A 22849-nucleotide genomic window follows, 5' to 3' on the forward strand; every position below is an offset into this window, starting at 1 on the left:
ATCGCGGGGGCGTCGCATTCGCTCAGGTTAGACGGTATTTCCGTGCCGCTCCACCCCGAAAACCTGGGATCGGTAGGGCGGCAATCGTTCCTAGGTTTTCCGCATCGGCTCCACCCGCGAGCCGCACCGATCCGGAGGAAAACCCATGAGCACCAAGCCCTTTCGTCTGTGCACCGCCGCCGTCGCCGCCTCCGCGGCGCTCGCCCTGGCCCTGACCGGCTGCGGCAGTTCGTCGAAGTCCCCGTCCCCCGCGGCGGCATCGCCTACCGCTACCTCGGCCGAATCCGCGCCGTCCGCGACCCCGGGCGCCTCGGCGCTGTCCGTCGACGGCAAGCCGGTCGCCGGCAATTTCACGACCACCTGCGCGAACCAGGCGGGCCTGCTCGCGCTCGCAATGACCGATACCGGCAACTCGACCTACGGCAATCTGGCCGTGAGCGCCACCGTCACCGGCGGCAACACCGTGCAGGCGGTGGGCATCACCGGCAGTAAGGGCGGTTCGTCGGGGCTGCCGTACGCCATCGGATTCGGCAAGGGCGCGCCGGGCGGATCGGCGTCGGTCGCCAAGAGCGGCAACACCTTCCACATCACCGGCGAGGGCGTCGGCACCCCGGACCCGCGCAATCCCCTCGCGGGCGCGAAGTCCGCGAAGTTCGACATCACCTTCGCCTGCCCGACCGTGATCGGAGGATGATCATGACCGGCAGGATTCGGGCGCTCGTGCTCATCGCGGCCGTCGCCGCGGTGGGGTACTACCTCTGGCACGGGTTGACGTACCGGTCCGACGACCTCGATGGCGGCGCCTTCGGGTGGGTCGGCTGGCAGATGGCCCTGCCGATCACCGCGCTCACCGTCGTTCCGATCGTGTTCGCGTTCAGCGGCGAGGGCATCGCGCAGGCCTTCACCGGGCGAAACAGCTCGGCATTTCGCGACGGTCCGGTAGGGATCGCGACCGTGACATCGGTCCGTCAGACCGGAGTGACCGTCAACGACCAACCGCAGATCCGCCTGGAACTCAGCGTGCAGGGCGCCGACGGCGACACCTTCGATTCCCAGGCCAAGATCATCGTGCCGCTCACCGAGCTCGCACTGCTGCGCCCCGGTGTCGTGCTGCCGGTCCGATATATCCCCGGCCGTACCGACAGGGTCGAGCTGGATCGGTCCGGCGACCGCGCCGCGATGCAGAACGCGTGGAACGAGAACATGATTCGGCGCGGCCTCACCAGCCGCGGCAAACTCGACATCGCCGCCCGGGGCGTCGCCGCCCAGGCAGTCGTCCAGTCACTGTCGGTGCCCGGCGAGATCCGCGACGGTCACGCCAAGGTGGTACTGGGTCTGGCCGTGACCCGGCCGGACGGCAGCACCTTCAGCACCCGCACCGAGAAGTTCGTGCCCTCCACCAGCGTCGAGCTGGTCCAGATCGGCCGGATCGTCCAGGTGCACTACCTACCCGACGCGGAGGAGAACCTCGTCCTGTCGCTACTGGCCCAATCCTGAACCGGCACAACAGAAACCGCCGCGGCCCAGCCGCGGCGGTTTCCCCGCGCACAGCTCCGGCCGCGCTGCATCAGCGACCTCGATGGCGGTCTGCGGCCGTGAATTCCTGGAAGTCGACGAGCGCTTCTCCGTGCGCCTGCGCCCATTCCGTCAGCATCGCTACCGGTTCCTCGCGCGTGCGGCCGTGCGGGGCGCGATCGCCGCCCACATCCGCACCGGCGACCGGAACACGCTGGGAGCCATAGTCTTCTCGCGTTCTCGATCGCGACATCGGTCGTGCTCGTTCTCGACGTTCTTCTCGCCTGAGCCGATATGCGGTTGAGGCCGGTTCCTATGGTGGCCAGCGCTTTCCGGCCTAGCAGATCCGGATCGTGGACGCCGCGGACTCCTTCATGGAGCGTATTCAGCCGGTTGCCGGGACAACGCCGGCCGGCTCTCCGGATCGGGGCGGCACGTCCAGCACGATCCCGGCTCATACGCGAGCGAGATCGGCAGCGGCAGTGGCACTTTCGTCGAGGAGAACGGTTCACGGCGGGAAATCCCCGTCCGGGGCCGGACGGGGCGGCGCTCGTCACGAATCGCGGTGGCCGCGCAGTCGATCGCGCTCGGCGGTGAGCGCGGCGTTGGTGTCGCGCAGTGCGGTGTTGGCGTCCTCCAGGTCCAGGATGCGGGCGATCGCGGCGAGGTTGATTCCTTGTCCGGTCAGGGCGGCGATGCGCGCCAGCCGCGCCACGTCGTCATCGCTGTAGCGGCGGGTGCCGCCTGCGCTGCGGGCCGGGGTGACCAGGCCGTGCTGCTCGTACAGGCGCAGCGAATGCGCTCCCATCCCGGCCAACTCGGCGGCCACCGAGATTCCGTACACCCCCTGCCCCGGGCCCGGCCGGTGGCCGGGCAGGTTGTCGTGTCGATCAGGCAGCATCGACGTTCCTTTCTCTCGTTTCCAGATTAACTCCGCGCGATGCTTGCACTCACCTCATGTGAGTGCTAAAAAAGATCTGAGTCAGATGACAGAGGTTATCTGATCACCGTCGACAGAGAATGGAGTGTTGGAGGTGGCGACCATGCTGATGCGCACCGACCCGTTCCGGGATCTGGATCGTTTGACGCAGCAGGTGTTCGGTACGTCGGCGCGGCCGGCGGTCATGCCGATGGACGCCTGGCGTGAGGGGGACGAATTCGTCGCCGAACTCGACTTGCCGGGTATCGACCCGGATTCGCTGGATCTGGATATCGAGCGCAATGTGGTGACGGTGCGGGCTTCGCGTGCGCAGTTGGATCCGGATCGGTCGATGATCGCCGCGGAGCGCACCCGTGGGGTGTTCAGCCGTCAGTTGTTCCTGGGGGAGAATCTGGATACCGATGCGATTCGCGCGGAGTACCGTGATGGGGTGCTGCGCTTGGTGATTCCGGTCGCGGAGAAGGCCAAGCCCCGCAAGATCGAGATCAGCCGCCACGACGACCGTCAGGCCATCAACGCCTGACCCGCGGCAGCACAGGTGATCCTGTGATGACGGCCGCGACGAAGTGCGTCACCTGTCACCCGGTGACCGAGGTGGGCCCGGAGCTGCGTGGACGCCGACCGGCGCGCCAGCGCAGCCCGCCCGGGGCCAGGCGAAGCCCGGTTGTCCGCTGAGCAGCGAGAGCGAGGTGATGTCCGTCGACGACAAGGAACAGCGCAGAGCACACGAACCGTTCTCCGTAGAAGCGTTTCCGCGACATGGGGACCGGCGGCCGGGCCCGGTTCGAAACCACCGGCACCCGGACGTCAGCACATCCCGTCCGCCGCGTGCACTGCCACCGTCGTGGCAAGCAGCGGGCCCGGCGCGCCGGCCCCTCGCGGGAGCACTGCCGACACGTTCACGATTCTTTCCGCCGACGGGTGGGCTCGGTCAGCACAAGGGCTTCCGGGCTCACCCGACCTTTATCTCGGATCGACCATCCGGTGACTTCTCGAGGGAAGGAGACAGCCGTGACCGCCGCCCCCGCAGGCAGCGACTTCGACCGCGCGGACCAGAGCGTTCCCGCTCGCGACAGCGACCTCGACATCGGCCTGGACACCGCGACGCTGCAGCCACCCGCCGAGGACCTGCGAGCGGCGATCGATCCCGCCGACCTCACCGACCGCATCGAACAAGCATGGACCATTCCACACGACGATGACGACTACGACTGCCTCGCCCGCTGACCACAGCCGCCGCACCGATCCCGCAGGCCTCGCCTCCGCGCCACCCCCGGACGACCCCGGCGCCCCGGTCGTCCACTGGCCCGACCCCAGCGGTCTCGAGCGGTGGTGGACCGAGGTCATGGACGGTGCCCTGACACCGATCCCCGCGTCCACCTCCGCGCCGGTCCCGCCTCCTGCCGCCTGATCACCGATCGCGCCGGGCGCCCCGGATTGCCGGGCATCCGGGCGCTGGTGGCACACCCCGAATCGAGCGGGCGGCGGTCAGTTCTTGCGCGCGACTCCGGCGTAGAACTGGACCTGACCGTCCATCGTCTCTGGCGGGGTGACGTCCGGATGCCACCGGTGCGGGGTGGTGATTCCGGGGGCCACGAGGTCCAAGCCGGTGAAGAAGCGGGCGAATTCGTCGTGGGTGCGGACCTGGGCGGTCATTCCGGACTCGCGGTAGACGCGCGCCACTTCCCCCATCTCGGGCCCGAAATCCGCTGTGGCGTGGGTCATTACGAGATACGAACCGGCCGGGACCGCGGCCATCAACCGGGCGACGATGCCGAATGGATCCTGAGGGTCGTCGAGGAAATGCGCGATCGCGATCACCGACACCGCGACCGGCTGCGACAGATCCAGGGTCTCGAGTAGTTCCGGGGCGGTCAGGATCGAGTCGGGTTGCCGGACATCCGCGTGCACATAGGTGGTGCGCCCCTCATCGGTGCCGGTCATCAAGGCGCGGGCATGGCTCAGGACCAAGCGGTCGTTGTCGACGTAAACCACTCGCGCGGCCGGTTCGACCTCCTGAACAGCCTGGTGGAGATTGGGTTCGGTAGGGATTCCGGTCCCGATGTCGAGGAACTGCCGCACGCCCTGCCCGGCCAGGTGACGCACCGCGCGCAGCATGAATTTTCGGTTCTCGAGGGCGGAGGTGCGTACATGCGGATGCACCTGCTCGGCATGTTCACCAGCGACACGATCGGCTTTGAAGTGGTCTTTCCCGCCCAGGTAGTAGTCGTAGACACGGGCGGTGTGCGGGGTGTTGACATTGAACGCGTCGTCGTCGGTGATCACGGTTGGGCACTGTAGTCGGCAGATATGTTCTGCCGCTACGTGATTCGCCGGGCCGGAACCGAACGGTTACAGACCGGCCTCACCTCGGTTACCGATCACACTCGAGCCCCGGCCCAATCGGCACTTCGCAACCCGAGTTGTCGAAGACAAAAGGCGCTGGCGCGCAATGCATTGCAAGCCATTCGCGATCGCACCCCTGCGCCAGAACCCTCACGCCGGCACCTGCCGCTGAACTTCGTGCGGCGAATCAGGGCAGAATCACCATCGAATCGACGTCGCCGAACAATGCCAGCGGCCCAACGGAACATCCGGTCCGGGCAACGCTTCCTCGACGTCTTCCGGAGTCAGGCGCCGAGCGGGACGACGACGACCTTGCCGCGCACCCCACCCTCGGCGGCGCGGGCGTGCAATGCCGCCAGTTCGGCCAGCGGCACCCGTTCGGCGACGTCGATGCGCAGCTCGCCGCGGTCGGTCATCGCGACCAGCTTCGCCAGCTGGTCGGCATCGCTGCGGACGTACAGGTCGATACCGCGGACGCCGCGCTCCTCGTCGCTCGGGGCGGGCATCCACACCGTCGTGTTGACGATGACACCGCCGGGCCGGACCAGGGTGACCAGTCCGTCCAGTTCGGCCGGGTCGACCGGGGCCAGGTTGAGCACGACATCGACCGGCTCGGTCACCGCCGCGTGCACGTCGGTGGCGGTGTGGTCCACGACCTCGTCGGCACCGGCGGACTCGACCGCCGCCACGCTGCGCGGGCTGGCCGTGGCGATCACATGAGCACCAGCACTCTTGGCCAGTTGCACCGCGTAGCCGCCGACCGCACCGCCGGCGCCGTTGATCAGCACACGCTGCCCGGCCGCCAGTTCGCCGTGGTCGAACAACGCCTGGAACGCGGTGAGCCCCACCACCGGCAACGCGGCGGCGTCGGCCAGCGGGACGCTCTTCGGCGCCGTCGCCAGAGCGGCCGCCGGGGCGATGACGTACTCCGCGGCGGCTCCGTCGCCGGCCATCGGCAGGAAGCCGACCACCTCGTCGCCGACCGCGACGCCCTCCACGCCCGCACCGAGCGCGTCGACCGTGCCGGCGACATCGAGGCCAGGTGTGTGCGGCAGTTTCACCGGGATGGGCCCCTGCATGAAACCGCCGCGAATATTGCCGTCGACCGAGTTGAACGATGTCGCGGCGACCCGGATGCGGACCTCTCCGGCCCCGGGGACGGGCTGGGCCACGTCCTCGTAGCGCAGGACGTCAGGCGCGCCGTACTCGTGAAAACGCACTGCCTTCATCGGACTCTCACTCTCACTTCGGGTATTTGCTTCGAACTCGAAGCAACTGCGGCCACGCTATCACTGCTTCGAATTCGAAGCAAGAGCGTATGGGCGGAGCAGTAGACTCCGTTCATGCCCGACTCGACGCCGTCACTCGACCCCGTGCAGCTCGGCGCCTACTTCGACCTCGTCGAGGTCACCAGCCTGCTCCGGCACGCGGTCGAACAGCAGCTGCGCGACACCGGCGATCTGAGCTATGTGCAGTTCCAGCTGCTGGCGCGCCTCGGTGACTCCCCGACGGGCAGCCACCGGATGACCGACCTGGCCGATGGCGTCGTCTACAGCCGCAGCGGCCTGACCTATCAGGCGGGTCTGCTCGAGAAGGCGGGTCTGGTCGTGCGCGCCCCTTCCGCGGACGACGAGCGAGGCATCACCGTCACCATCACCGACGCCGGCCGCGCACTGCTCGCCAAGGTGCTGCCCGGGCACATCGAGGTCGTCAGCGGCCTGCTGTTCGACCCGCTCTCCCCCGACGACGTCAAGGCCCTGGCCGCCCTGCTGGCGCCGGTGCGCGACCACATGCGCTCGACACCGCCCCGTTCAGCAGCACCACGCCGCCGCAGGGGCGGGGCGTAGGGCCCGCGCTCGCGGTCAGTTCTTCCTGGTCAGGGAGCCCGAAGTGACCATGAACGGAATGCCGTGATGCTGTCCTGCCAGGATCGCGGTTTGGTGCCGCATGTCCGCGGCGATCGACCAGAACGTCAGCGTGGTTGTGCCGCAGCTCTGCGTGGCCGGAGACAGTTCGGCGGTGTTTCCGTGCGCCTGGAACGTCCAGTCGCAGCCGTCAGCGGTATGCGCGGTGACGGTGCCGCCCGCCGATGGCGTGAAGGCGACCGGCCCGGACATCGGGGCGGGGGTGAACGGCAGGGGTACGAAATAGGAGTTGGTGGCGGTGTTGATGGGGAAAGGCGCGCGGTCGAAGGTCCAGGTGCCGCTGAAACGCCGCGCGGTGTCGGTCCCGGTACTGGCGGCGGCGTTGCTGCGGCGGCCGTCGACCAGATCGAATCCGAAGGTTCCCGGGCCGAGATAACTGTTGGCGTGCAAGGTTTCTCGCTCGACGTCGCCGTGGACGGTGACGCGCCAGCGGTCGATGTTGTAACCGGAACCGATGACGTGGTTGAAGCAGTACTGGGTGGTGGACGTCATTTCCAGTGCGTCCCCCGCGGGCCGGAAATGCCAGGTGCAGCCCTGATCGGTGTGGCCGAGGACCTCGTCCCCGCTGCCGCGAGTGAAGGTGATGGTGCCGATCTGCGGAATATCGGGCCGATATCCGAACAGGTCCATGGTGGCGACATTGATTCGCCCGACACGGTCCGGCTGATCGTAATTCCATGTGCCCAAATACTTTTCGACGGATCCGGTCGCATCGGCGGATACGCCCGGGCCCGCGTCGGCCGGCGCCGGGGCGCTCGCGAGGCCGGCCAGCGTCAGGGCGGCGATCGCGGTCAGTCGCTTGGAACTGCGGAACATGAGGTCTCCTCGGATGGTGCTCGGTGTTTTGCGGGTCGGCACTATGACGAGACGGTCGCCGGAAAAGTTACCGCGCCGGACCGGTAACTTTTCGCCGCGCCGTCTCGTCGTAACAGGTGTGGAGACTCATGGCGACCGGTTCACCGCATTGTGGGACGCGCATCGCGCCTACGTCGTGGACCTCGCGTTCCGGATGCTCGGTGACATCGCGGAGGCGGAAGATATCGCGCAGGAGGCGTTCCTGCGCCTCTCGCGCGCTCGCGCGGACGAGCTGGACAATGTCCGCGGTTGGCTGACCGTGGTGACCGGCCGTCTGTGCCTGGATACGATGGGCAGCGCCCGGGCCCGGCGCGAACAACCCGGCGACCCGAGATTGCTGACCTCGGCGATCTCGCCGGAGCTGGACCCGGCAGACCGGGTCACGCTGGACGACCGCGTTCAGTCGGCGCTGGCCATGGTGCTGCGGCGACTGAACCCGGCCGAACGGGTGGCGTTCATCCTGCACGATGCGTTCGCGCTGCCCTTCGAGGAGATCGCGGCGATCCTGGGCCGTCCCGTGGGTACGTGCAGGCAGTTGGCGCGGCGGGCGCGCAGGAAGATCGCCGGGGCGGCGGCGGATCCCGCGATGGGAACGGTTGATCGCGCGACCCTCGGAGCCGACCTCGGAATCGACGCGGTCGACCGGGACGCGGTATCGACGCACCGGGCCGTCCTGGACCGGTTCATCGCGGCCTGCTCCGGCGGCGACCTCGACGCCCTGCTGACCGTGCTGGCCCCGGACGCCTGGGGTTCGGCGACCTTCGTCGCGGGCGCGTTGCCGACCCCGCCGGACACCCACAGCGCGCCGGCCGTGGCGTCGAATCTGCTGCGCTACTTCGGATCCGGCGCGACGCTCGTGTCGCATCCGGCGCCCGCGACCGTGGGCGTGCTGGCGTACCACAACCGCATGCTCTACGGCATGCTCCTGCTCACGGTGCGCGACGACCGGGTGGCGGGCGTCGAGGCGATCGTCGACCCGACGATTCCCATGGCATGAGCCGGCCCGTACCAGCGCCCGCCGGTCGCTCTACGCACCCGATGCAAAGACTCTTTGCAAACTATCTTGGCATACCTTAGAGTAACGAGTCATGGCCGGTCAGCCTCCTCCACGGACGATCACCGACGTCACTGTTCTGCGGCTGCTCGCGCATCCGCTGCGCCGCCGGATCGAGGAACAGTTGCGCCGCGGGCCGGTGAACGCGACCTCGCTGGCGCTGGCGTTGGGCGAAAGCACCGGGCTCACCAGCTACCACCTGCGCCAGTTGGCCAAATACGGCTTCGTCGAAGAGGTTCCGGAACTGGCCAACGGCAAGGAACGGTGGTGGCGTGCGGTACCCGGCGACCGCCGCTATCCGGCCTATACCGAGCAGACCGACGAGATGCGTGCGGCCACCGCGGAAATGACCCGGCACAACCTTGCCGAGTTGGTCGAACTGTACGAAACCTACGAACGACAGGCTCCCGGCCTCGGCGCCTGGGCCGACGCATTCCTGTTCTCCCGAGCCACGATTCGAGTCGATCCGGCGCGACTGCGGGAGTTCTTCGAGGAGTACATCCAGCTCGTCCAACGCTACGGCACCTCCGACGACACCGGTGACGAGCGGAAGGCAGTACTGCTGCGCCTGTTCGGGTTTCCCGAAATCTGAATACCGAACCGAGAGACCACCCATGTACCTCAGTTGCTCGCGGTCGTACCGCCGGTTCGCCGTCGCATGCCTGCTCCTGTTGACCCTGTCGATCCCGCCGACCGGTCGGGCCACTGCCGCAACGGCTTTCGACTGCACCGGCTTCACCTGCACCGACGTCGGTTTCACCGGCGGCGACGGACTCATCCTGCACGGCACCGTGATCGGCCCGCCCACACCGCACGCCCAGACCCCCGGGATCGTCCTGGTAGGCGGCGCCGGCGCGGGACCGCGCACCGAATACCAGTCCGAGGCCCGCGCCTTCGCCGCGGCGGGCATCACGACGCTGGTCTACGACAAACGGACCACCGGCTACTCGTTCGCGCATCGCGACATCTCAATGCTCGCCGACGATGCCCTCGGCGCGGTCGAGACCCTCCGCCGCACGGCGGGGGTGCGCGCGGGTCAGGTCGGGCTGTGGGGATTCAGCGAGGGCGCCTGGGCCGCACCGCTGGCGGCATCTCGCAGTCGCGGCGTCGCATTCCTGGTCACGCTCGGCGCGTCCGGTTTCAGCCCGTTGCGCTCGCAAACCTGGAGCCTCGCCACGACTCTGCGCCACCGCGGAGTCACCGGGTCGCTCGCCGCGACGATCGCTGGTCCCACGGCGCGTCTGCTCGGTGAGACGGGCGCGTTTCCCGAGGCGGACTTCGATCCGCTACCTGCCCTGCGCGCCCTGCGCATTCCCGTACTCGCCCTGTGGGGACAGCACGACGTTCAGGTTCCACCCGCGGAAAGCGCTGCGGTACTGCGGAATACACTGACCGCCTCGCCCTCGGTCACCATCCGCTTCTTGCGCGGCGGCGCACACAACGGCCGCGCGACCACTGACGGATTCGACCGTCTCGGGGCCGCACCGTATTCGGGCGCGCCGCGCGGAGCGTTCGCGCCCGGCTATTTCGACACCATGACCGGCTGGGTGCGGCGGACAGCGGCCGGGAGCCCGCCGATTTCGTCCGCTGATGCCTCGCCACGGCAGACGACGGTCAGCGTCGGTCCCGGCCGCGGCCGGTGGACCTCTGCGTGGATGCAGCTGACTGTGCTGTCCGCGCTCATCCTCGGCTTCGCCGTATATCTGCTGTGGTCACCGACCGGTCGCCGTTTCCACGCCACCCGAACCTCGGTCCGGCTCGCGCGCACCCTGGCGTGTTCCGGCCTCATATCGGTACTCGCGACGGTCTTGTACGTGGTGTCGATCCTCGCCTTCGACGCGCGAACCGTCGGCCCGATCGTCGCGGCTCGGGCGCTGATCTGGCTGGGCCTACAGGTGCTGGCCCTGCTCACCACCGCACTGCTGGCCTGCACCGCGATCGCCACGGCCCGCGCCCATGCCGGCCCGCTTGTGCGGCACCGGATCGCGCCGGGTGTCCCGCTGCTCATCGGCTGCCTATGGCTCGCCTGGGCAACCACCTGGGGGGTGCTCCCCGTCTGAAAGCCGCTGTTCCGTGGATCAGCGGCGCCGACCCCGCCCGAGGCGACAGTCGACACCATCGGCGATGGTAATGACGCTGCGGCGCTTGCGGATCGGGCACGATAGGCTCGACTGGATCCGTTCCCGTCGAACGCGACGTGTCGGACGGTTGTGGGTAGGAGGTTCGCACGGCGGTATGGGCGCGAAAACATGTCTGCTGGCATTCGCCGAGGACACCCCTCGCTCGGCCCTGGCGGGCTCGCCGCGCGCCGGGCGAGACGAAACCGAGGCATTGGTCCGCCGGGCTCATCCGGGGTACACGGTGGTTCCGGTCGACGGCGGCGACCTGGAGGATTGCCTCTATCCGCCGGACGACATAACCTATGCGGCCGCCTTCCCCGGGGTCGATCTGCTGTGCGATCGCCGGCTCGTCTTCGACCCTCCCTCAGAACTGCCCGAACACCTGCGTCAACTCGGGGCCGGTCGCCGAACGACCATGCACGCGATGCATTCGGTCTCCGATCAGCTGGCCTTCGCCGTCTGGGAGAACGGCACACCGGCCCGTTCATTGAGCGTCTCGCCCGGCGGTGGGATACGCGAGAACATCGGCACCCCATACGATTTCGAGGTGCCCTATTGGGCCGGACAGAATCGCGTCGACAGGCACGCCGGCCCGGGTGACAAGCCGTATCCTTTGCCGTTTCATCCTCTGGAACTGGGAGAGGATGCCCTGCGGGAGCTGTTCGGATTCGTCCTGGAAGGCCGTCGCGACCTCAACCTCATAGACCCGGACGCCATCCGCGTGCACGGCTTCCGGGTTACCGATCCGACCGGAGCGGAACAAGCCGCCCGCGACGCCGCCAGGGCCGCAACGCCACTCGGTAACCGGCGGACTTTCCGTATCGGACCTGACGGCACGTGGTACGAGACCGAACGTTGAGAACCTCCGCCGCGCCGCGCCTCGCCCCGGTGCCGGATTCGACGCCGAGGCGAACCGATTTTCCCGCCCTGGTGAGGATTCGGTGATTCGTCGATCGGTTTGTTCAGTAATTCAACATGTTTCGCTTCCGTGCGGCCGGGCCGACGCCTTCTCCGGTCTACCCGACTGGCAGCATTTCGCGCGTGAGCGAAACTTCGTCACCCGTTCGGCTCGACCGGTATCGAGGCGGGCAGCGGGCGCAGGTGTGGCATGAATTACGCCAACTGGGCAGCGGGATCCGTGCCCGCGATCACGCCGAGGAGGCGCAGCTGGTCTGCGACGAGAAGGCCTTGCGGGCGTAGAGGTCCGCTCCCGGTCGAGCCGGACGGGTGGGCAATCGTTCGTCATGGGATGGTGGTTCCGGACGTCGCATTCGGGTTCTCGTGCCCGACAAGCGGTTTCGTGTCGATGGCGTCACCGGTCGACAGGACCGTCAGGTGCCTGCCGGGTCGCCGGGATCGAGTATGCGCAGAACCCACCGGTCCTTGCTGCGGGTCTTGGCCTGATAGAGTTCGCGATCGGCCGCCTCGAGCAGGGTGGTGGCGTCGGTGTTCGACGCGGTCGCGATGATCGCCCCGATACTGGCCGACACCCACACCGTGCGCCCATCGGCCGCGATCGGGCAGGCCAGCGCAGAGAACATCCGGTCGACAACGGCAACCACCCGCGAGTCGTCGACCGGCGGCGCGAGCAGGGCAACGAATTCGTCGCCTCCGATGCGGGCGAGTGTGCAGTCCTCGCCGGCCAACTCCTCGTGCAGGAGGTTGGCGACCGCACACAGGACCTGATCACCGATCCCGTGCCCGTAACGGTCGTTGATCTGTTTGAACCGGTCCAGATCGACGAAACACAATCCTACTTGGTCATCACCGCCGGCCTCGTCGCTCAGCCTCTCGATCCGCTCGAGCAGATACCGCCGGTTGGGCACCCCGGTGAGCGCGTCGTACCGCGCCTGCCGGTGCAGTTCCTCGTCCAGGCGGCGCCGCTCGGTGACATCCTCCCCGACAGCCAGAAGGTAGTCCGGGAGCCCGCCCGCACCCTGCACATAAGAGATCGTGAACGCCGCCCACCCGATGCTGCCGTCGGCCCGCACCAACCGACGCTCGAGCTTCACCGTGCCCTCGCGTGCGCGAACCAGGCAATCGAATACCACCGTGTCGATCTCGTCCTGGTCGCCGGGGTGGGCGAAGCGATAGATCGAGATCCCCCGCAACTGCTCGACCGGAACACCGATCATCTCGGCCAAACTCCGGTTGGCGTACATCAGAGTGCCATCGGTGTCGGCAATCGCCATCGCCATCGCCGCGTTGTCGAACACGCACCGAAAAACCTCGTCCCGCAGGACGAACGCTTGTTGCTCGGCCCGGCGGTGCTCGCGCCCCGTGTGGTGGTGCACCTGGCGACGCACTTCCTCTGTCACAGCACTCGAGCCTTCCATCTCCGATGGAGCGGGTTCACCGAAACGCTGGTGAACAGCTCCACGATCCACCCGAGCCTGCTCACCTGCGGGACGACAACCCTGCTCCGACATATCCGAAACCCTGGTGATTCATTCTGCCGCAGCACTTTTCGGGCCGCCGACCACCGAGCGAAGTCGCTGGTCGATCGACGTGGGCTCCGGATCACCGGTGCGGGACGCACATCGGGACGCGGGCGTCGTGAGCCGAGTGTTGCCCCAGACACGCGATGTCCGAACCGATTTCATACCCCCGTGCATATGCCTTATGTCCGGGGATCATCGGTCCGGGTCGGTCCGCAGTGGATGAAACACCGTGTGGGGCAGCGCCGTATCGATCATGGCGTGAGCATAGGCATGCGACCGGCGCGCTCGGCACGGAATCGGCCGCATCGGACGTGCTCCACGGAGCTGCCGAACCCCCTGTCCCGGATCTTCGACGCACGGTGGCCGAATCGCGTCGGTATCGGGCCGTACCAGGTCCACGAACAGCAGCCGGCGGCTATCACGCGGATCCGCAGTTCAACGGCATTCCGGCGCCCGGAACCCATTGGAGTCATGTGATCGGCGTTCGCAATCGGGCGAATCGGCCGGACGTACGGAACGCCGACTGGACATCACGCAATCACCGGGGTTTCCGGCGCCCGGCCCCACGGCTCATGCGCGGGCTACCGCGGCTGCGCGGAATGGTCCGGCTGAGCGGCAATCGGTTCCAACGCGCTCTGCCGGTCGGCCCAGGTGAATTCGACCTCGACCTTCCAGCCGGTGTCGTCCTTGCTACGTTCGATCTCCAGCTCCCGCATCACGCGCTGGGGCACGCTGACCGCGCCGCCCATGCCCGCATAGCCCAGCTCCCCACCAGCGTCCAGGTCGCAGGCCAGGCGGCGCAGTTCGGCAGCCAGCTCGGCCCGGGTCAACGTGCGATGATCCTGGTAGGCCTTCCGATGGTTCGACATACTCTTCAGCACACTCCCGGAGCCGCGGTCGCGACCAGGGCCGAACTACCCGCGGCCCGTGCACCGAAAGGCCTTCCGGCACCTCGCGACGGTGTAGTCGCCGCCTTGGCCGGACTGAAAGCTGGAAATACAGTTCAGCGGAAGTGAGAGCGATGAAATGAAAATGCGCACGCATGGCCGCCCGATTTCCGCTCGATTTCCGGCGGGTAATCGGCTTGTCCGGCCCCGGCCCGCAGGTATGCACCGCCCATATCCGTCAACCACCAGGTGCTGAAATCGGAAGTTATCGCAACGACAATACCGACTGCGATTTCCGGGTCGTCGGCCGCGATGTCAGGCATCGAACACCGCACCGCCGTCACGGGGGTCTCGGACAATGCCATCGCTGGGCGATCGAAACGCGCTAGGTTCGCCACAATCGTGCCGGCGGCGACAGCGATTCCGGCGATGGCGATGGTTCCCGCCACGGTCGCGCCGGGCATCGGGCAGATCGACCGGGCCGACGCGAACCACGCCGGTAGTCACCGATACGGGTGCGGCAACACCCGGCCGAGCGCAGGCACGCGGTCAGCCCAGCGGCCGAAAACGCGATTGCCGTCAGCTGAGCCCGGTTCGCTCGCAGTTGCGAGTCGACCCGCCGGATCGCAGATCCGCAATGCTCACCGCGGACTCGGACGCGCCGGCTGCCAACCGACTACCGGTCGCGCCCGGACTCATCGATGGACCGTTGGGCCACAATGGATCTCGAACCCGAGACCTCTTCCCGTCTCGCCAGATTGCCGCAACTCTCAGGCCCAGGAGCAGGCACGACAGTCCGGCCTACCAGCTCACGATCCGCAGCGGCGGCCACGGCTCCCCACGCCGCCGCACCACCAATACCCCGTACCCGATCGCGGCGACAGCGATGAGCGCGTCGGCGACCGGTGCGAACGGCCGGGCCGGACCATCTCCGCGACAGCTACCGCGTGAGCCGTTCGCGTTGCGGGATCACGGTGTACTTGGGGTTTTCGGCGGAGGCGACACCGGCGTGGAAGATGCCGAACCGGGTGCACGCCGAACCTGCCAGCGCGGCCGCGCCGCCGATGATCGCGGCGGTCCTCGAACCTCTGCCGCACACTCCCCCGACCAGCAGGCCGAAAACCGATAATGCCCTGGCGGCGTTCATCAATCGTCCGGCGGATCCCTGGTGCAGCGGTTCGGCAGACAATCCCATCCGGTGATTCATCACCTCGACAGCAGCCAATTCCGTTGCCGCACCGAGGATCAGAGCGCGGCGGGCGGGACCCGCCTCGTTCGTGGGCGAAGCGAGAATCGCCAGTCCGCCAGCGGCTGTGGCAGCCGAACCGACGAAGACGAACGGCATCTCGCGGTATCCGTCGTGCCAGGCCGGGACCGCGGTGTCCGAGATCAGGGCCGCGGTGTAGGAGGCGACGGCCGGGCCGGTGAATCCGGCTCCGATGGTCGCCGCCCTGCCGATGCGCGGAAACCACCCGGTGACATCGGTGACCGCGGCGGCACCGGCCAGCGGGCCGTAGGTGGTCAGAATCCAGGAACCGACGCTCATCGGCGAACTCGGCTTGAACACCCGCAGCATCCGGACGAATCGTTCCGGCCGGCCCAGATCGTGGACCAGCGCCACCAGCGAGGCGAGGATCGCGACCAGCCCGCTGACCTTGGTGACGCTGGCCATCCTCCGGCGACCGGTCAGCTCCGCGCCCATCGCCAGCACCGACGATCCGCCCGCCAACCCACCGAGGAACAGGTAACCGGCGATATCGCGGGCCTCCCACGTCGGCTTGTTGAGGATGGGTTTGCCGTAGTAGGACTCGAAGTGCGCGTCGGGCACCATCTTCTTCTCGCCGCGCCCGCGCCCCCGCCGGCGGCGCGGCGACCGATCCACGTCTCCCGTGACGGCCGCCCGATCAGGTGGCGCGACAGGATCTTCCGGTATGCCGGTCCGCTTCTCGTGCTCGCTCATCGTCGCCCTTTCAGGAACGTCGCCGACAGGCCGGCGAGCATGCCCAACGCCGCGATGCCGACATTGCGCCACATGGCCGGTAGGTCACGGGTGGTGACGATCGGGTCCGGCGGCAGGCCGTACACCTCCGGTTTGTCGAGCAGCAGGAAGAACGCCCCCGTACCGCCCACCCCGTCATCGGGGTTTTCGCCGTACAGCCGGGCATCCGTCACGCCGGCGTCGTGGAGCTGCTGGACGCGCTCTTCGGCGCGCTCGCGCAGCTGCGACAGTTCGCCGAACTGGATGGAATCGGTGGGACATGTTTTGGCACAGGCGGGTTCCATGCCGTCGCCGAGCCGGTCGTAACACAGCGTGCACTTCCATACCCGGCCATCGTCCTCACGCTGGTCGATGACACCGTACGGGCAGGCCGGCACGCAGTATCCGCACCCGTTGCAGATGTCCTCCTGCACCACGACCGTGCCGAACTCGGTGCGAAACAGCGCACCGGTCGGGCAGACATCCAGGCATGCGGCGTGCGTGCAGTGTTTGCACACATCCGACGACATCAGCCAGCGGAACTCGCCACGCTGCCCGTCACCGTCCCCCGGTTTCGCCGAACTCGGCATGCCGAGATCAACCACCTCGGCGGTGTTCGCCTGTGCCGCAATCGGTTTGCGCTGTTCGACGAAGGCGACGTGGCGCCAGGTGTCCGCGCCCAGCCCGCCGGTGTTGTCGTAGGACATGCCGGTGAAGTTCAGGCCGTCGTCGGGAACATGGTTCCACTCCTTGCACGCCACCTCACAGGCCTTGCAGCCGATGCACACCGTGGTATCGGTGAAGAATCCCATCCGCGGCTGCTGTTGCGGGTAGCCACCGCCGTGCGGCGGGTGGTCGTCGGCGGTCAGGTCTCGTTCGAGGTCCATGCTCACACTCCCGTGCCGGTCTTGTCGGTGACTCCTGCTCGCCGCTGATAGTCGGCGACCATCGCGGTGGCCTCGGCGCCACGCGGCCGACGTCCGGGCCGGATGTCGACGGTGAACGCCTTGACCTCCTGGATGTGCGAATTCGGGTCCAGCACAACCGAAGACAGTTCGTTGGCGGCATCCCCGGTACTGAGTCCGTTGGGTCCCCAGTGGTACGGCAGGCCGATCTGGTGCACTGTGCGGCCGGCCATGGTCAGCGGCGTCATCCGATCGGTGACCAGCACCCGGGCCTCGATCACCGCGCGCGGGCTGACGATCGTCGCCCACTCGCCGTTGACCAGGCCGCGTTCGCCGGCGAGTTCCGGTGAGACCTCGCAGAACATTTCCGGCTGCAACTCCGACAGATACGGCGTCCAGCGCGACATGCCGCCCGCGGTGAACTGTTCGGTGAGCCGGTAGGTGGTCGCCACGTAGGGATAGACCCGGGCACCCGCATCGCCGGCATCGGGCGCGTAGCGATTGTGCCGATGGGGGAACATCATTCGGGACGGACTGCGCTGCTGACCGTAGAGTTCGTTGCGTACCGGTGTGTCCTGCGGCTCGTAGTGGGCCGGCAGCGGGCCGTCGGCGAGGCCGGCCGGGACGTACAGCCACCCCTTGCCGTCGGCCTGCATGATGAACGGGTCGATGCCCGACAACGCGTCCACCCCCGCGGCGTCGTCGCCGGGCCGGTAGTCCGGCGGCTTGGTCGCCTGGAAATCCGGCACATCCAGGCCCGTCCACTTCTGCTGGTCGGCGTCCCACCACACGAGCTTCTTGCGTTCACTCCACGGGGATCCGTCGGGTGCGGCCGAGCAACGGTTGTACATGATTCGCCGGTTGTCGGGCCACGCCCAGGCCCACTCGAGCGCGACCCAGTCCTGCTCGGTCTGCGGTGTGCGGCGTGCCGCCTGGTTCACGCCGTCCTTGCGGACTCCGCAGTAGATCCAGCATCCGCACGTGGTCGAGCCGTCGTTGCGCAACTGCGTGTAGCTGTGCAAGGGGTTGCCCTGTCCGTCGAAGCCGTTGATCTCGGCCAGCACGGCGTCGGCGTCGGGGTCGGCGGTATCGCCCGATGTGGGGTAGTCCCAGGTGAGATCGAGGATCGGACGGTCTCTCGGGTCGATGGAACCGGCCAGCTTCTCGCGGATGATGCGCCCGAGGTGATAGGTGAACCACAGGTCGCTGCGGGCGTCGCCGCCGGGTTCGACGGCCTGGTCGTGCCACTGCAGCAGGCGGTTGGTGTTGGTGAAACTGCCCGACTTCTCGGTATGCGCGGCGGCGGGAAAGAAGAACACCTCGGTGCCGTTGTCTTCCGGACGGATCTCACCGGTCTCGACCTCGGGGCCGTCCTGCCACCAGGTCGCGCTCTCGATCAGCGAAAAGTCGCGCACCACAAGCCAATCCAGATTCGACATGCCCAGCCGCTGCAATTTTGCGTTCGCCGAGCCGACGGCGGGGTTCTCCCCCAGCAGGAAATAGCCCTTGCACCGGCCTTCCAGTTGCTCGAAGACGGTGTCGTAGGTGCTGTGCGAGCCGGTGAGCCGGGGCAGATAGTCGAAGCAGAACTCGTTGTCCGGCGTGGCCGCGTCACCCCACCACGCCTTGAGCAAGCTGACCAGATAGTCGTCCATATTCGCCCAGAAGCCGACGCGGGCGGCATGGGAGTCGATGAAATCGGCGCGGCTCTGCCGCGGCATCGCGTACGGCATCGGAATGTAGCCGGGCAGCAGGTTGAACAGCGTCGGGATATCGCTGGAGCCTTGGATGCTGGCATGCCCGCGCAGGGCCTGGATACCGCCTCCGGGCCTTCCCATATTGCCCAGCAGCATCTGCAGCACGCAGGCGGCGCGGATGAACTGACTACCCGTGCTGTGCTGGGTCCAGCCGACGGCGTAGACGAATTCGCTGGTGCGCTCGGGGCCCGAGTTCTCGGTCAAGTGCCGGCAGACCTCGAAGAAGGTCTCCGGCGGGATGCCACAGATGCGGTGCACCATTTCGGGTGTGTAGCGGGCGTAGTGGCGTTTGAGGATCTGGAAGACGCAGCGGGGATGCTGCAACGTCTCGTCGCGGACGAACTCGCCCTCGAGCGCCGCGCCGCCCATGCCGTGCTGCTCGGGACGTCCAGCGGAACGCACGTCGTCTTCCTTGCCGGGCTCACCCGATCCGCGACCACGCTGCCCCGACGCCGAGGCCACGTCGACGCCTTCGTATTGCCACTCCGCGCTCTTGTAGTGCCGGGCCTCGGGTTCGAAACCGGAGAACAGGCCGTCGAGGTCTTCGGTGTCCTCGAACTCCTCGTCGACGATCGTCGCCGCGTTGGTGTAGTTGACGACGAATTCCCGGAAGTACTTGTCCTGGGAGAGAACATGATTGATGATCCCGCCCAGAAACGCGACATCGGTGCCCGCGCGGATCGGGACGTGCAGATCCGCCAGCGCGCTGGTGCGCGTGAACCGGGGATCGACGTGGATGACCACCGCGCCGCGCGCCTTGCCTTCCATCACCCACTGGAAGCCGACCGGATGGCACTCGGCGAAATTGGATCCCTCGATGATGATGCAGTCGGCGTGCTGCAGGTCCTGCAGGAAGGTCGTGGCCCCACCGCGACCGAAGGAGGTGCCCAGGCCGACGACGGTCGAGCTGTGGCAGACGCGGGCCTGATTCTCGATCTGCACGACGCCGAGCGCGGTGAACAGCTTCTTGATCAGATAGTTCTCTTCGTTGTCGAGGGTGGCGCCGCCCAGACTCGCGATACCCATGGTGCGGGCGGTGCGATGGCCGTCGACCTCGTCCTGCCAATTCTCGCGCCGAGTGGCGATCACCCGATCCGCCACCATATCCATGGCCCGCTCGAGGCTGATCGGTTCCCAGTCGGTGGCGTGCGGCGGCCGATAGAGGACCTGATGCCGCCGGGCCTCCCCGGTCGTCAACTGCAGGCTGGCAGCACCTTTCGGGCACAGTCGCCCACGGCTGACCGGTGAGTCCGGATTGCCTTCGATCTGAACGACCTTCTCGTCTTTGACATAGACCCGCTGCGAACACCCCACGCCGCAGTACGGGCACACCGATGTGACGACACGGTCGGCGTCGGTCGTTCTGGCCCGCAGCGATCGGCTGTGCCCGGACTGCGCGGCGGCCGCTTTGCCGAGGGGATCGTCGCCGGTCAGTTGCCGGTAGACCGGCCACTCCGTGATCCACTGACGTATACCCACCCGCGGCTCCTCGGCTCGGTCGTCGAAGTCTCCGCCGTGCTACCCGCGACGTCGGGACTCAAACGCGCGCACCGGCGACGAGCACGCCGCCGTGGCGTGGTAGTGACGGCCACACCGAATTCGCCGCACACACTCCGATCACCATGGAACCGAGCTACGCCTGTACCTCACGGACGAACTTGCCCGATGACCACCGCGTACACCGGCCACCGTGGCAAATGTCCGAGGTTCCGACTCACATCTCTGCCAGCGGTTCGTGGTCGGGCTGATCGACGCCGGCGCACCACCTGCCGCCGCTACGAGGCGGCGGCAAGCCCGTCGTCGACGATGAACACGCCGGCGCATTGCGGATGCTGGACGAGCGGCGAAACAATCAGTCCGCCAGGCGGACTCGCACCGTCAACCAGCTCGATCCGCTGCTGCGTACCGGTGATGCTCCGACCGGCCTGGCCGCGAACACCGCTGCGGCGGTGCTGCGCGGATTTCGTGCGCAGCCGCTGTCCGGTCGGGTCCATGTCAGCATGTGCGGGCACCCGACCGGAGCCGCGGGGCTGTTCAACTGGTCTGAGTGCCCGACCAGCCGAAGCTGAAGCTGTGCCCCTTCGAACTGCAACTGACGGCGCCGCGGCCGCCACCGGAACACGTCGCTCCGGCATAGCTGATGGTGCTGCCGTACCCGTCCCCCTCCGGCAACGCCAGGCTGCCCGCTCGCCCGTGCTGCCCGACCAGCCCGAAGGTGGGATGCGCGGGCAGGAAGGGCAGGTCGATCGACAGGTCGGTGACCGGAATGACGTTGTACCACTTGGCCATACCGGCCGGAATGTCACAGCCCACGTCACCGTTGGACTGAATCGAGCAGTTCGCGCCATCGGCACTGAAGTACGCGGTAGTGCCGACCAGATACGGTGTCACGTCGACACCGGGTGACGCGGCATCCGCGACGGCGGTACCTGCCATCGAGACCGCGAGCGTGGCGACCGCCACACCGACGAATGTGCGTGCTTTCATGAAGCCTCCCGAGAGTTCACCAGCCCCGTAGCGCCAGATGTGCCGAAGTATCTTGTTGCACAGGCAATGTCGTACGCCCGGGCCAAGTCGTTACCGATCGGAAGGAACCGAGACGGTCCGATCGGCACGCCAGGCGAAGCGGCCGACGTCGTAGCATTGAGCTGGCCGCCCCACGGCGGGGCCACCCGATCGAGCGACGGAGGCGAAGTATGACCGACGAGGAAATCGTCGTCGCGTTCGCCCTGACCAGGCTGGACAATGCGAACAGCGACCTCGACCTGGAAGACGTCGCCGCCCTCATGGTGCGTCGCCTGCCCCCGACCAGATGCTCGACCTCGCCGCCCGCAACCTCGCCGAACGAAACGAGCTGCGCGGAGCGCTGTTCGAGTCCGCGGTCGAGCACGTGCTCAGAACCGTGTTGACCGCCCGAGGGCACTGAGCGATGCGACGTATCCGTCGCGAACTCGGCCATCTGGAAACTGCTCCACGAAAGAGCTTGCCGCCGAAAGGTTTCCCTTGACGGTGACGCCGGTCGATACCGAAAACGGCATTCACGGCCGGCTTCTCGGGGGCGTACGGATTTCGAGGCCGCCCGCACCCGCGGTGTAGCCGGCATCGAACGCACGAGTTCGTGGGCCGTCGGCGAATATTCGGGCGGAACTCGACCGTCAACACGGGTTTCGGCCTGTCGCTGTCGAGGGATACGCCCGTCGCGGTCGCCGCGCCGGGCTCGCGGGGCGCGCCCAGACGCGACCGTCACCGCATAGTGACGACCCCGGCCTGTCACCAACATGGTGACCCGTAAAACAGCCCGAACATGGTGTGCCGTAAAACAGCCCGGCGGAGTGGGGCGCGGCCCGGCTCGCACAGACGGGAAGCGCCGATCAGCCGCCGACGCCGCCGTGATCGGTCCAGGCGACAGCGCGCAACGGAAACGAGCCCATCCCGCGCACCGGTGTCGGCAGTGCGACCAGTCTGGCACCGGTGTCGGGAACCGCGTCCAGGTTCGTCATCTGCTCGATGATCGGAATTCCCGCACCAAGCAGCGCGTGGTGGCACGGCCGCGTCGGCAGTGCCGTGTCGTCGATGTCGAGCGAGTCGATTCCGACCAACGCGACATTCGCGGCGGCCAACGCATCCGCGACCTCGCCGATCAGGAAAGGATGGGCCGGACTCCGGTACGTCGGCGTGCCCCACCGGACCGACCATCCGGTGTGCACGAGCACCGCCTTGCCCCACAACCGCGCGGGATCCCCGAGCACATCCGGACCGACCGCGCGGATCCCCAGCGCGCGGATCATCACGATCGCCACGTTGAGCAGCCGTTCCAGCGGCAACTCGGCGATATCCGCGCCGTCGGCGCGGAATTGAAAAGGCGCTTCGATATACGTGCCGGTATTGCCGACCATATTCACGCGTGCGATGTCGTGGGTCATCCCGTTCAGCCGCTCGGGTGAAAGCTCCCTGGTGATCCGCGGGTCCGGCAGGCCGGCACAGGTGATCACGCCCTCCGAAATCGGATGCGACAGCTCCACGACAACCCTGCTCATACCAGGGACCGTACCGGTCGATCCCACTGTGCGCGGACGAGTGAGAACCGGAATCATGAGCGACATGCCGTATTCGATTGCTGATCAGT

Annotated in this window: 23 protein-coding genes; 10 read left to right on the top strand and 13 right to left on the bottom strand. The window is 67.5% G+C overall.

Annotated elements, in window-relative coordinates; all coding sequences use genetic code 11:
- Positions 1 to 145: 145 nt before the first annotated feature.
- Positions 146 to 694: a lipoprotein LpqH gene (locus AC5WS7_RS07965; protein ID WP_495953655.1), complete on the top strand. Its 549-nt coding sequence runs from the start codon at positions 146 to 148 to the stop codon at positions 692 to 694.
- A gap of 2 nt (positions 695 to 696) precedes the next feature.
- Positions 697 to 1497, top strand: a complete 801-nt coding sequence (locus AC5WS7_RS07970) for a hypothetical protein (RefSeq protein ID WP_495953656.1) — start codon at positions 697 to 699, stop codon at positions 1495 to 1497.
- A 571-nt stretch (positions 1498 to 2068) separates the two neighbouring features.
- Here AC5WS7_RS07970 and AC5WS7_RS07975 read toward each other — a convergent pair.
- Complete coding sequence (locus AC5WS7_RS07975) at positions 2069 to 2413, bottom strand: MerR family transcriptional regulator (RefSeq protein ID WP_495953786.1); 345 nt, start codon at positions 2411 to 2413, stop codon at positions 2069 to 2071.
- Between the two features lie 130 nt (positions 2414 to 2543).
- Here AC5WS7_RS07975 and AC5WS7_RS07980 point away from each other — a divergent pair, with 130 nt between their 5' ends.
- A complete protein-coding gene (locus AC5WS7_RS07980) occupies positions 2544 to 2978 on the top strand; it encodes an Hsp20/alpha crystallin family protein (protein ID WP_495953657.1) in 435 nt (144 codons plus the stop codon).
- A 488-nt stretch (positions 2979 to 3466) separates the two neighbouring features.
- Positions 3467 to 3682 carry an Rv3202a family protein gene (locus AC5WS7_RS07985; RefSeq protein ID WP_495953658.1) on the top strand — a complete coding sequence of 72 codons (216 nt, stop codon included), beginning with the start codon at positions 3467 to 3469 and terminating at the stop codon, positions 3680 to 3682.
- Positions 3683 to 3943: 261 nt separating this feature from the next.
- Here AC5WS7_RS07985 and AC5WS7_RS07990 read toward each other — a convergent pair whose 3' ends face one another.
- Together AC5WS7_RS07990 and AC5WS7_RS07995 are read right to left on the bottom strand one after the other, a co-directional pair.
- Positions 3944 to 4741, bottom strand: a complete 798-nt coding sequence (locus tag AC5WS7_RS07990; protein ID WP_495953659.1) for an SAM-dependent methyltransferase — start codon at positions 4739 to 4741, stop codon at positions 3944 to 3946.
- A 344-nt stretch (positions 4742 to 5085) separates the two neighbouring features.
- The gene (locus AC5WS7_RS07995) at positions 5086 to 6030 is read right to left on the bottom strand and encodes an NADP-dependent oxidoreductase (RefSeq protein ID WP_495953660.1); all 945 of its coding nucleotides are present in this window, start codon (positions 6028 to 6030) and stop codon (positions 5086 to 5088) included.
- A 114-nt stretch (positions 6031 to 6144) separates the two neighbouring features.
- On the opposite strand from AC5WS7_RS07995, the gene AC5WS7_RS08000 reads away from it, so the two are divergent.
- Positions 6145 to 6648, top strand: a complete 504-nt coding sequence (locus AC5WS7_RS08000; protein ID WP_495953661.1) for a MarR family winged helix-turn-helix transcriptional regulator — start codon at positions 6145 to 6147, stop codon at positions 6646 to 6648.
- 15 nt (positions 6649 to 6663) lie between these two features.
- Here the strand turns inward: AC5WS7_RS08000 and AC5WS7_RS08005 are convergent, their stop codons facing one another.
- Complete coding sequence (locus tag AC5WS7_RS08005) at positions 6664 to 7542, bottom strand: hypothetical protein (protein ID WP_495953662.1); 879 nt, start codon at positions 7540 to 7542, stop codon at positions 6664 to 6666.
- A 118-nt stretch (positions 7543 to 7660) separates the two neighbouring features.
- On the opposite strand from AC5WS7_RS08005, the gene AC5WS7_RS08010 reads away from it, so the two are divergent.
- The 5 genes from AC5WS7_RS08010 (at position 7661) to AC5WS7_RS08030 (ending at position 11955) form a co-directional block, all read left to right on the top strand.
- Positions 7661 to 8578 (top strand): sigma-70 family RNA polymerase sigma factor, encoded by a 918-nt coding sequence (locus tag AC5WS7_RS08010; protein ID WP_495953663.1) that lies wholly within the window; start codon positions 7661 to 7663, stop codon positions 8576 to 8578.
- Positions 8579 to 8669: 91 nt separating this feature from the next.
- On the top strand, positions 8670 to 9227 hold the full coding sequence (locus tag AC5WS7_RS08015) for a helix-turn-helix domain-containing protein (protein ID WP_495953664.1): 558 nt from the start codon (positions 8670 to 8672) through the stop codon (positions 9225 to 9227).
- Positions 9228 to 9306: 79 nt separating this feature from the next.
- On the top strand, positions 9307 to 10695 hold the full coding sequence (locus tag AC5WS7_RS08020; protein WP_495953665.1) for an alpha/beta hydrolase family protein: 1389 nt from the start codon (positions 9307 to 9309) through the stop codon (positions 10693 to 10695).
- Positions 10696 to 10870: 175 nt separating this feature from the next.
- Positions 10871 to 11614 carry a DUF6928 family protein gene (locus AC5WS7_RS08025; RefSeq protein ID WP_495953666.1) on the top strand — a complete coding sequence of 248 codons (744 nt, stop codon included), beginning with the start codon at positions 10871 to 10873 and terminating at the stop codon, positions 11612 to 11614.
- Positions 11615 to 11796: 182 nt separating this feature from the next.
- A complete protein-coding gene (locus AC5WS7_RS08030; RefSeq protein ID WP_495953667.1) occupies positions 11797 to 11955 on the top strand; it encodes a hypothetical protein in 159 nt (52 codons plus the stop codon).
- A 131-nt stretch (positions 11956 to 12086) separates the two neighbouring features.
- Here the strand turns inward: AC5WS7_RS08030 and AC5WS7_RS08035 are convergent, their stop codons facing one another.
- The 9 genes from AC5WS7_RS08035 to AC5WS7_RS08075 all read right to left on the bottom strand — a co-directional run bounded on the left by AC5WS7_RS08035 (position 12087) and on the right by AC5WS7_RS08075 (position 22760).
- Positions 12087 to 13073, bottom strand: a complete 987-nt coding sequence (locus AC5WS7_RS08035; protein ID WP_495953668.1) for a diguanylate cyclase domain-containing protein — start codon at positions 13071 to 13073, stop codon at positions 12087 to 12089.
- A 704-nt stretch (positions 13074 to 13777) separates the two neighbouring features.
- A complete protein-coding gene (locus tag AC5WS7_RS08040; protein ID WP_495953669.1) occupies positions 13778 to 14065 on the bottom strand; it encodes an amphi-Trp domain-containing protein in 288 nt (95 codons plus the stop codon).
- A gap of 134 nt (positions 14066 to 14199) precedes the next feature.
- Complete coding sequence (locus AC5WS7_RS08045; RefSeq protein WP_495953670.1) at positions 14200 to 14547, bottom strand: hypothetical protein; 348 nt, start codon at positions 14545 to 14547, stop codon at positions 14200 to 14202.
- A 476-nt stretch (positions 14548 to 15023) separates the two neighbouring features.
- Entirely contained in the window at positions 15024 to 16043 is a 1020-nt protein-coding gene (nrfD, locus tag AC5WS7_RS08050; RefSeq protein ID WP_495953671.1) for an NrfD/PsrC family molybdoenzyme membrane anchor subunit, read from the bottom strand.
- Positions 16040 to 16948, bottom strand: a complete 909-nt coding sequence (locus AC5WS7_RS08055) for a 4Fe-4S dicluster domain-containing protein (protein ID WP_495953672.1) — start codon at positions 16946 to 16948, stop codon at positions 16040 to 16042. Before AC5WS7_RS08055 ends, nrfD begins: the two co-directional genes overlap by 4 nt.
- 2 nt (positions 16949 to 16950) lie before the next feature.
- Entirely contained in the window at positions 16951 to 20202 is a 3252-nt protein-coding gene (gene fdh, locus AC5WS7_RS08060) for a formate dehydrogenase (RefSeq protein ID WP_495953673.1), read from the bottom strand.
- Between the two features lie 296 nt (positions 20203 to 20498).
- Complete coding sequence (locus tag AC5WS7_RS08065; protein ID WP_495953674.1) at positions 20499 to 20717, bottom strand: hypothetical protein; 219 nt, start codon at positions 20715 to 20717, stop codon at positions 20499 to 20501.
- Between the two features lie 40 nt (positions 20718 to 20757).
- The gene (locus tag AC5WS7_RS08070) at positions 20758 to 21210 is read right to left on the bottom strand and encodes a hypothetical protein (RefSeq protein WP_495953675.1); all 453 of its coding nucleotides are present in this window, start codon (positions 21208 to 21210) and stop codon (positions 20758 to 20760) included.
- 884 nt (positions 21211 to 22094) lie between these two features.
- Positions 22095 to 22760: a cyclase family protein gene (locus tag AC5WS7_RS08075; RefSeq protein ID WP_495953676.1), complete on the bottom strand. Its 666-nt coding sequence runs from the start codon at positions 22758 to 22760 to the stop codon at positions 22095 to 22097.
- Positions 22761 to 22849 lie beyond the last annotated feature (89 nt).

Source organism: Nocardia sp. PLKS1-43, assembly GCF_059510335.1.

Coding starts and splice junctions, on each gene's coding strand:
- AC5WS7_RS08055 (WP_495953672.1), bottom strand. CDS start 16,948: ATGGACCTCGAACGAGACCTGACCGCCGACGACCACCCGCCGCACGGC.
- AC5WS7_RS08075 (WP_495953676.1), bottom strand. CDS start 22,760: ATGAGCAGGGTTGTCGTGGAGCTGTCGCATCCGATTTCGGAGGGCGTG.
- AC5WS7_RS07965 (WP_495953655.1), top strand. CDS start 146: ATGAGCACCAAGCCCTTTCGTCTGTGCACCGCCGCCGTCGCCGCCTCC.
- AC5WS7_RS08070 (WP_495953675.1), bottom strand. CDS start 21,210: ATGAAAGCACGCACATTCGTCGGTGTGGCGGTCGCCACGCTCGCGGTC.
- AC5WS7_RS08045 (WP_495953670.1), bottom strand. CDS start 14,547: ATGCCCGGCGCGACCGTGGCGGGAACCATCGCCATCGCCGGAATCGCT.
- nrfD (WP_495953671.1), bottom strand. CDS start 16,043: ATGAGCGAGCACGAGAAGCGGACCGGCATACCGGAAGATCCTGTCGCG.
- AC5WS7_RS08015 (WP_495953664.1), top strand. CDS start 8,670: ATGGCCGGTCAGCCTCCTCCACGGACGATCACCGACGTCACTGTTCTG.
- AC5WS7_RS08025 (WP_495953666.1), top strand. CDS start 10,871: ATGGGCGCGAAAACATGTCTGCTGGCATTCGCCGAGGACACCCCTCGC.
- AC5WS7_RS08000 (WP_495953661.1), top strand. CDS start 6,145: ATGCCCGACTCGACGCCGTCACTCGACCCCGTGCAGCTCGGCGCCTAC.
- AC5WS7_RS07995 (WP_495953660.1), bottom strand. CDS start 6,030: ATGAAGGCAGTGCGTTTTCACGAGTACGGCGCGCCTGACGTCCTGCGC.
- AC5WS7_RS08005 (WP_495953662.1), bottom strand. CDS start 7,542: ATGTTCCGCAGTTCCAAGCGACTGACCGCGATCGCCGCCCTGACGCTG.
- AC5WS7_RS08040 (WP_495953669.1), bottom strand. CDS start 14,065: ATGTCGAACCATCGGAAGGCCTACCAGGATCATCGCACGTTGACCCGG.
- AC5WS7_RS08065 (WP_495953674.1), bottom strand. CDS start 20,717: ATGGACCCGACCGGACAGCGGCTGCGCACGAAATCCGCGCAGCACCGC.
- AC5WS7_RS07970 (WP_495953656.1), top strand. CDS start 697: ATGACCGGCAGGATTCGGGCGCTCGTGCTCATCGCGGCCGTCGCCGCG.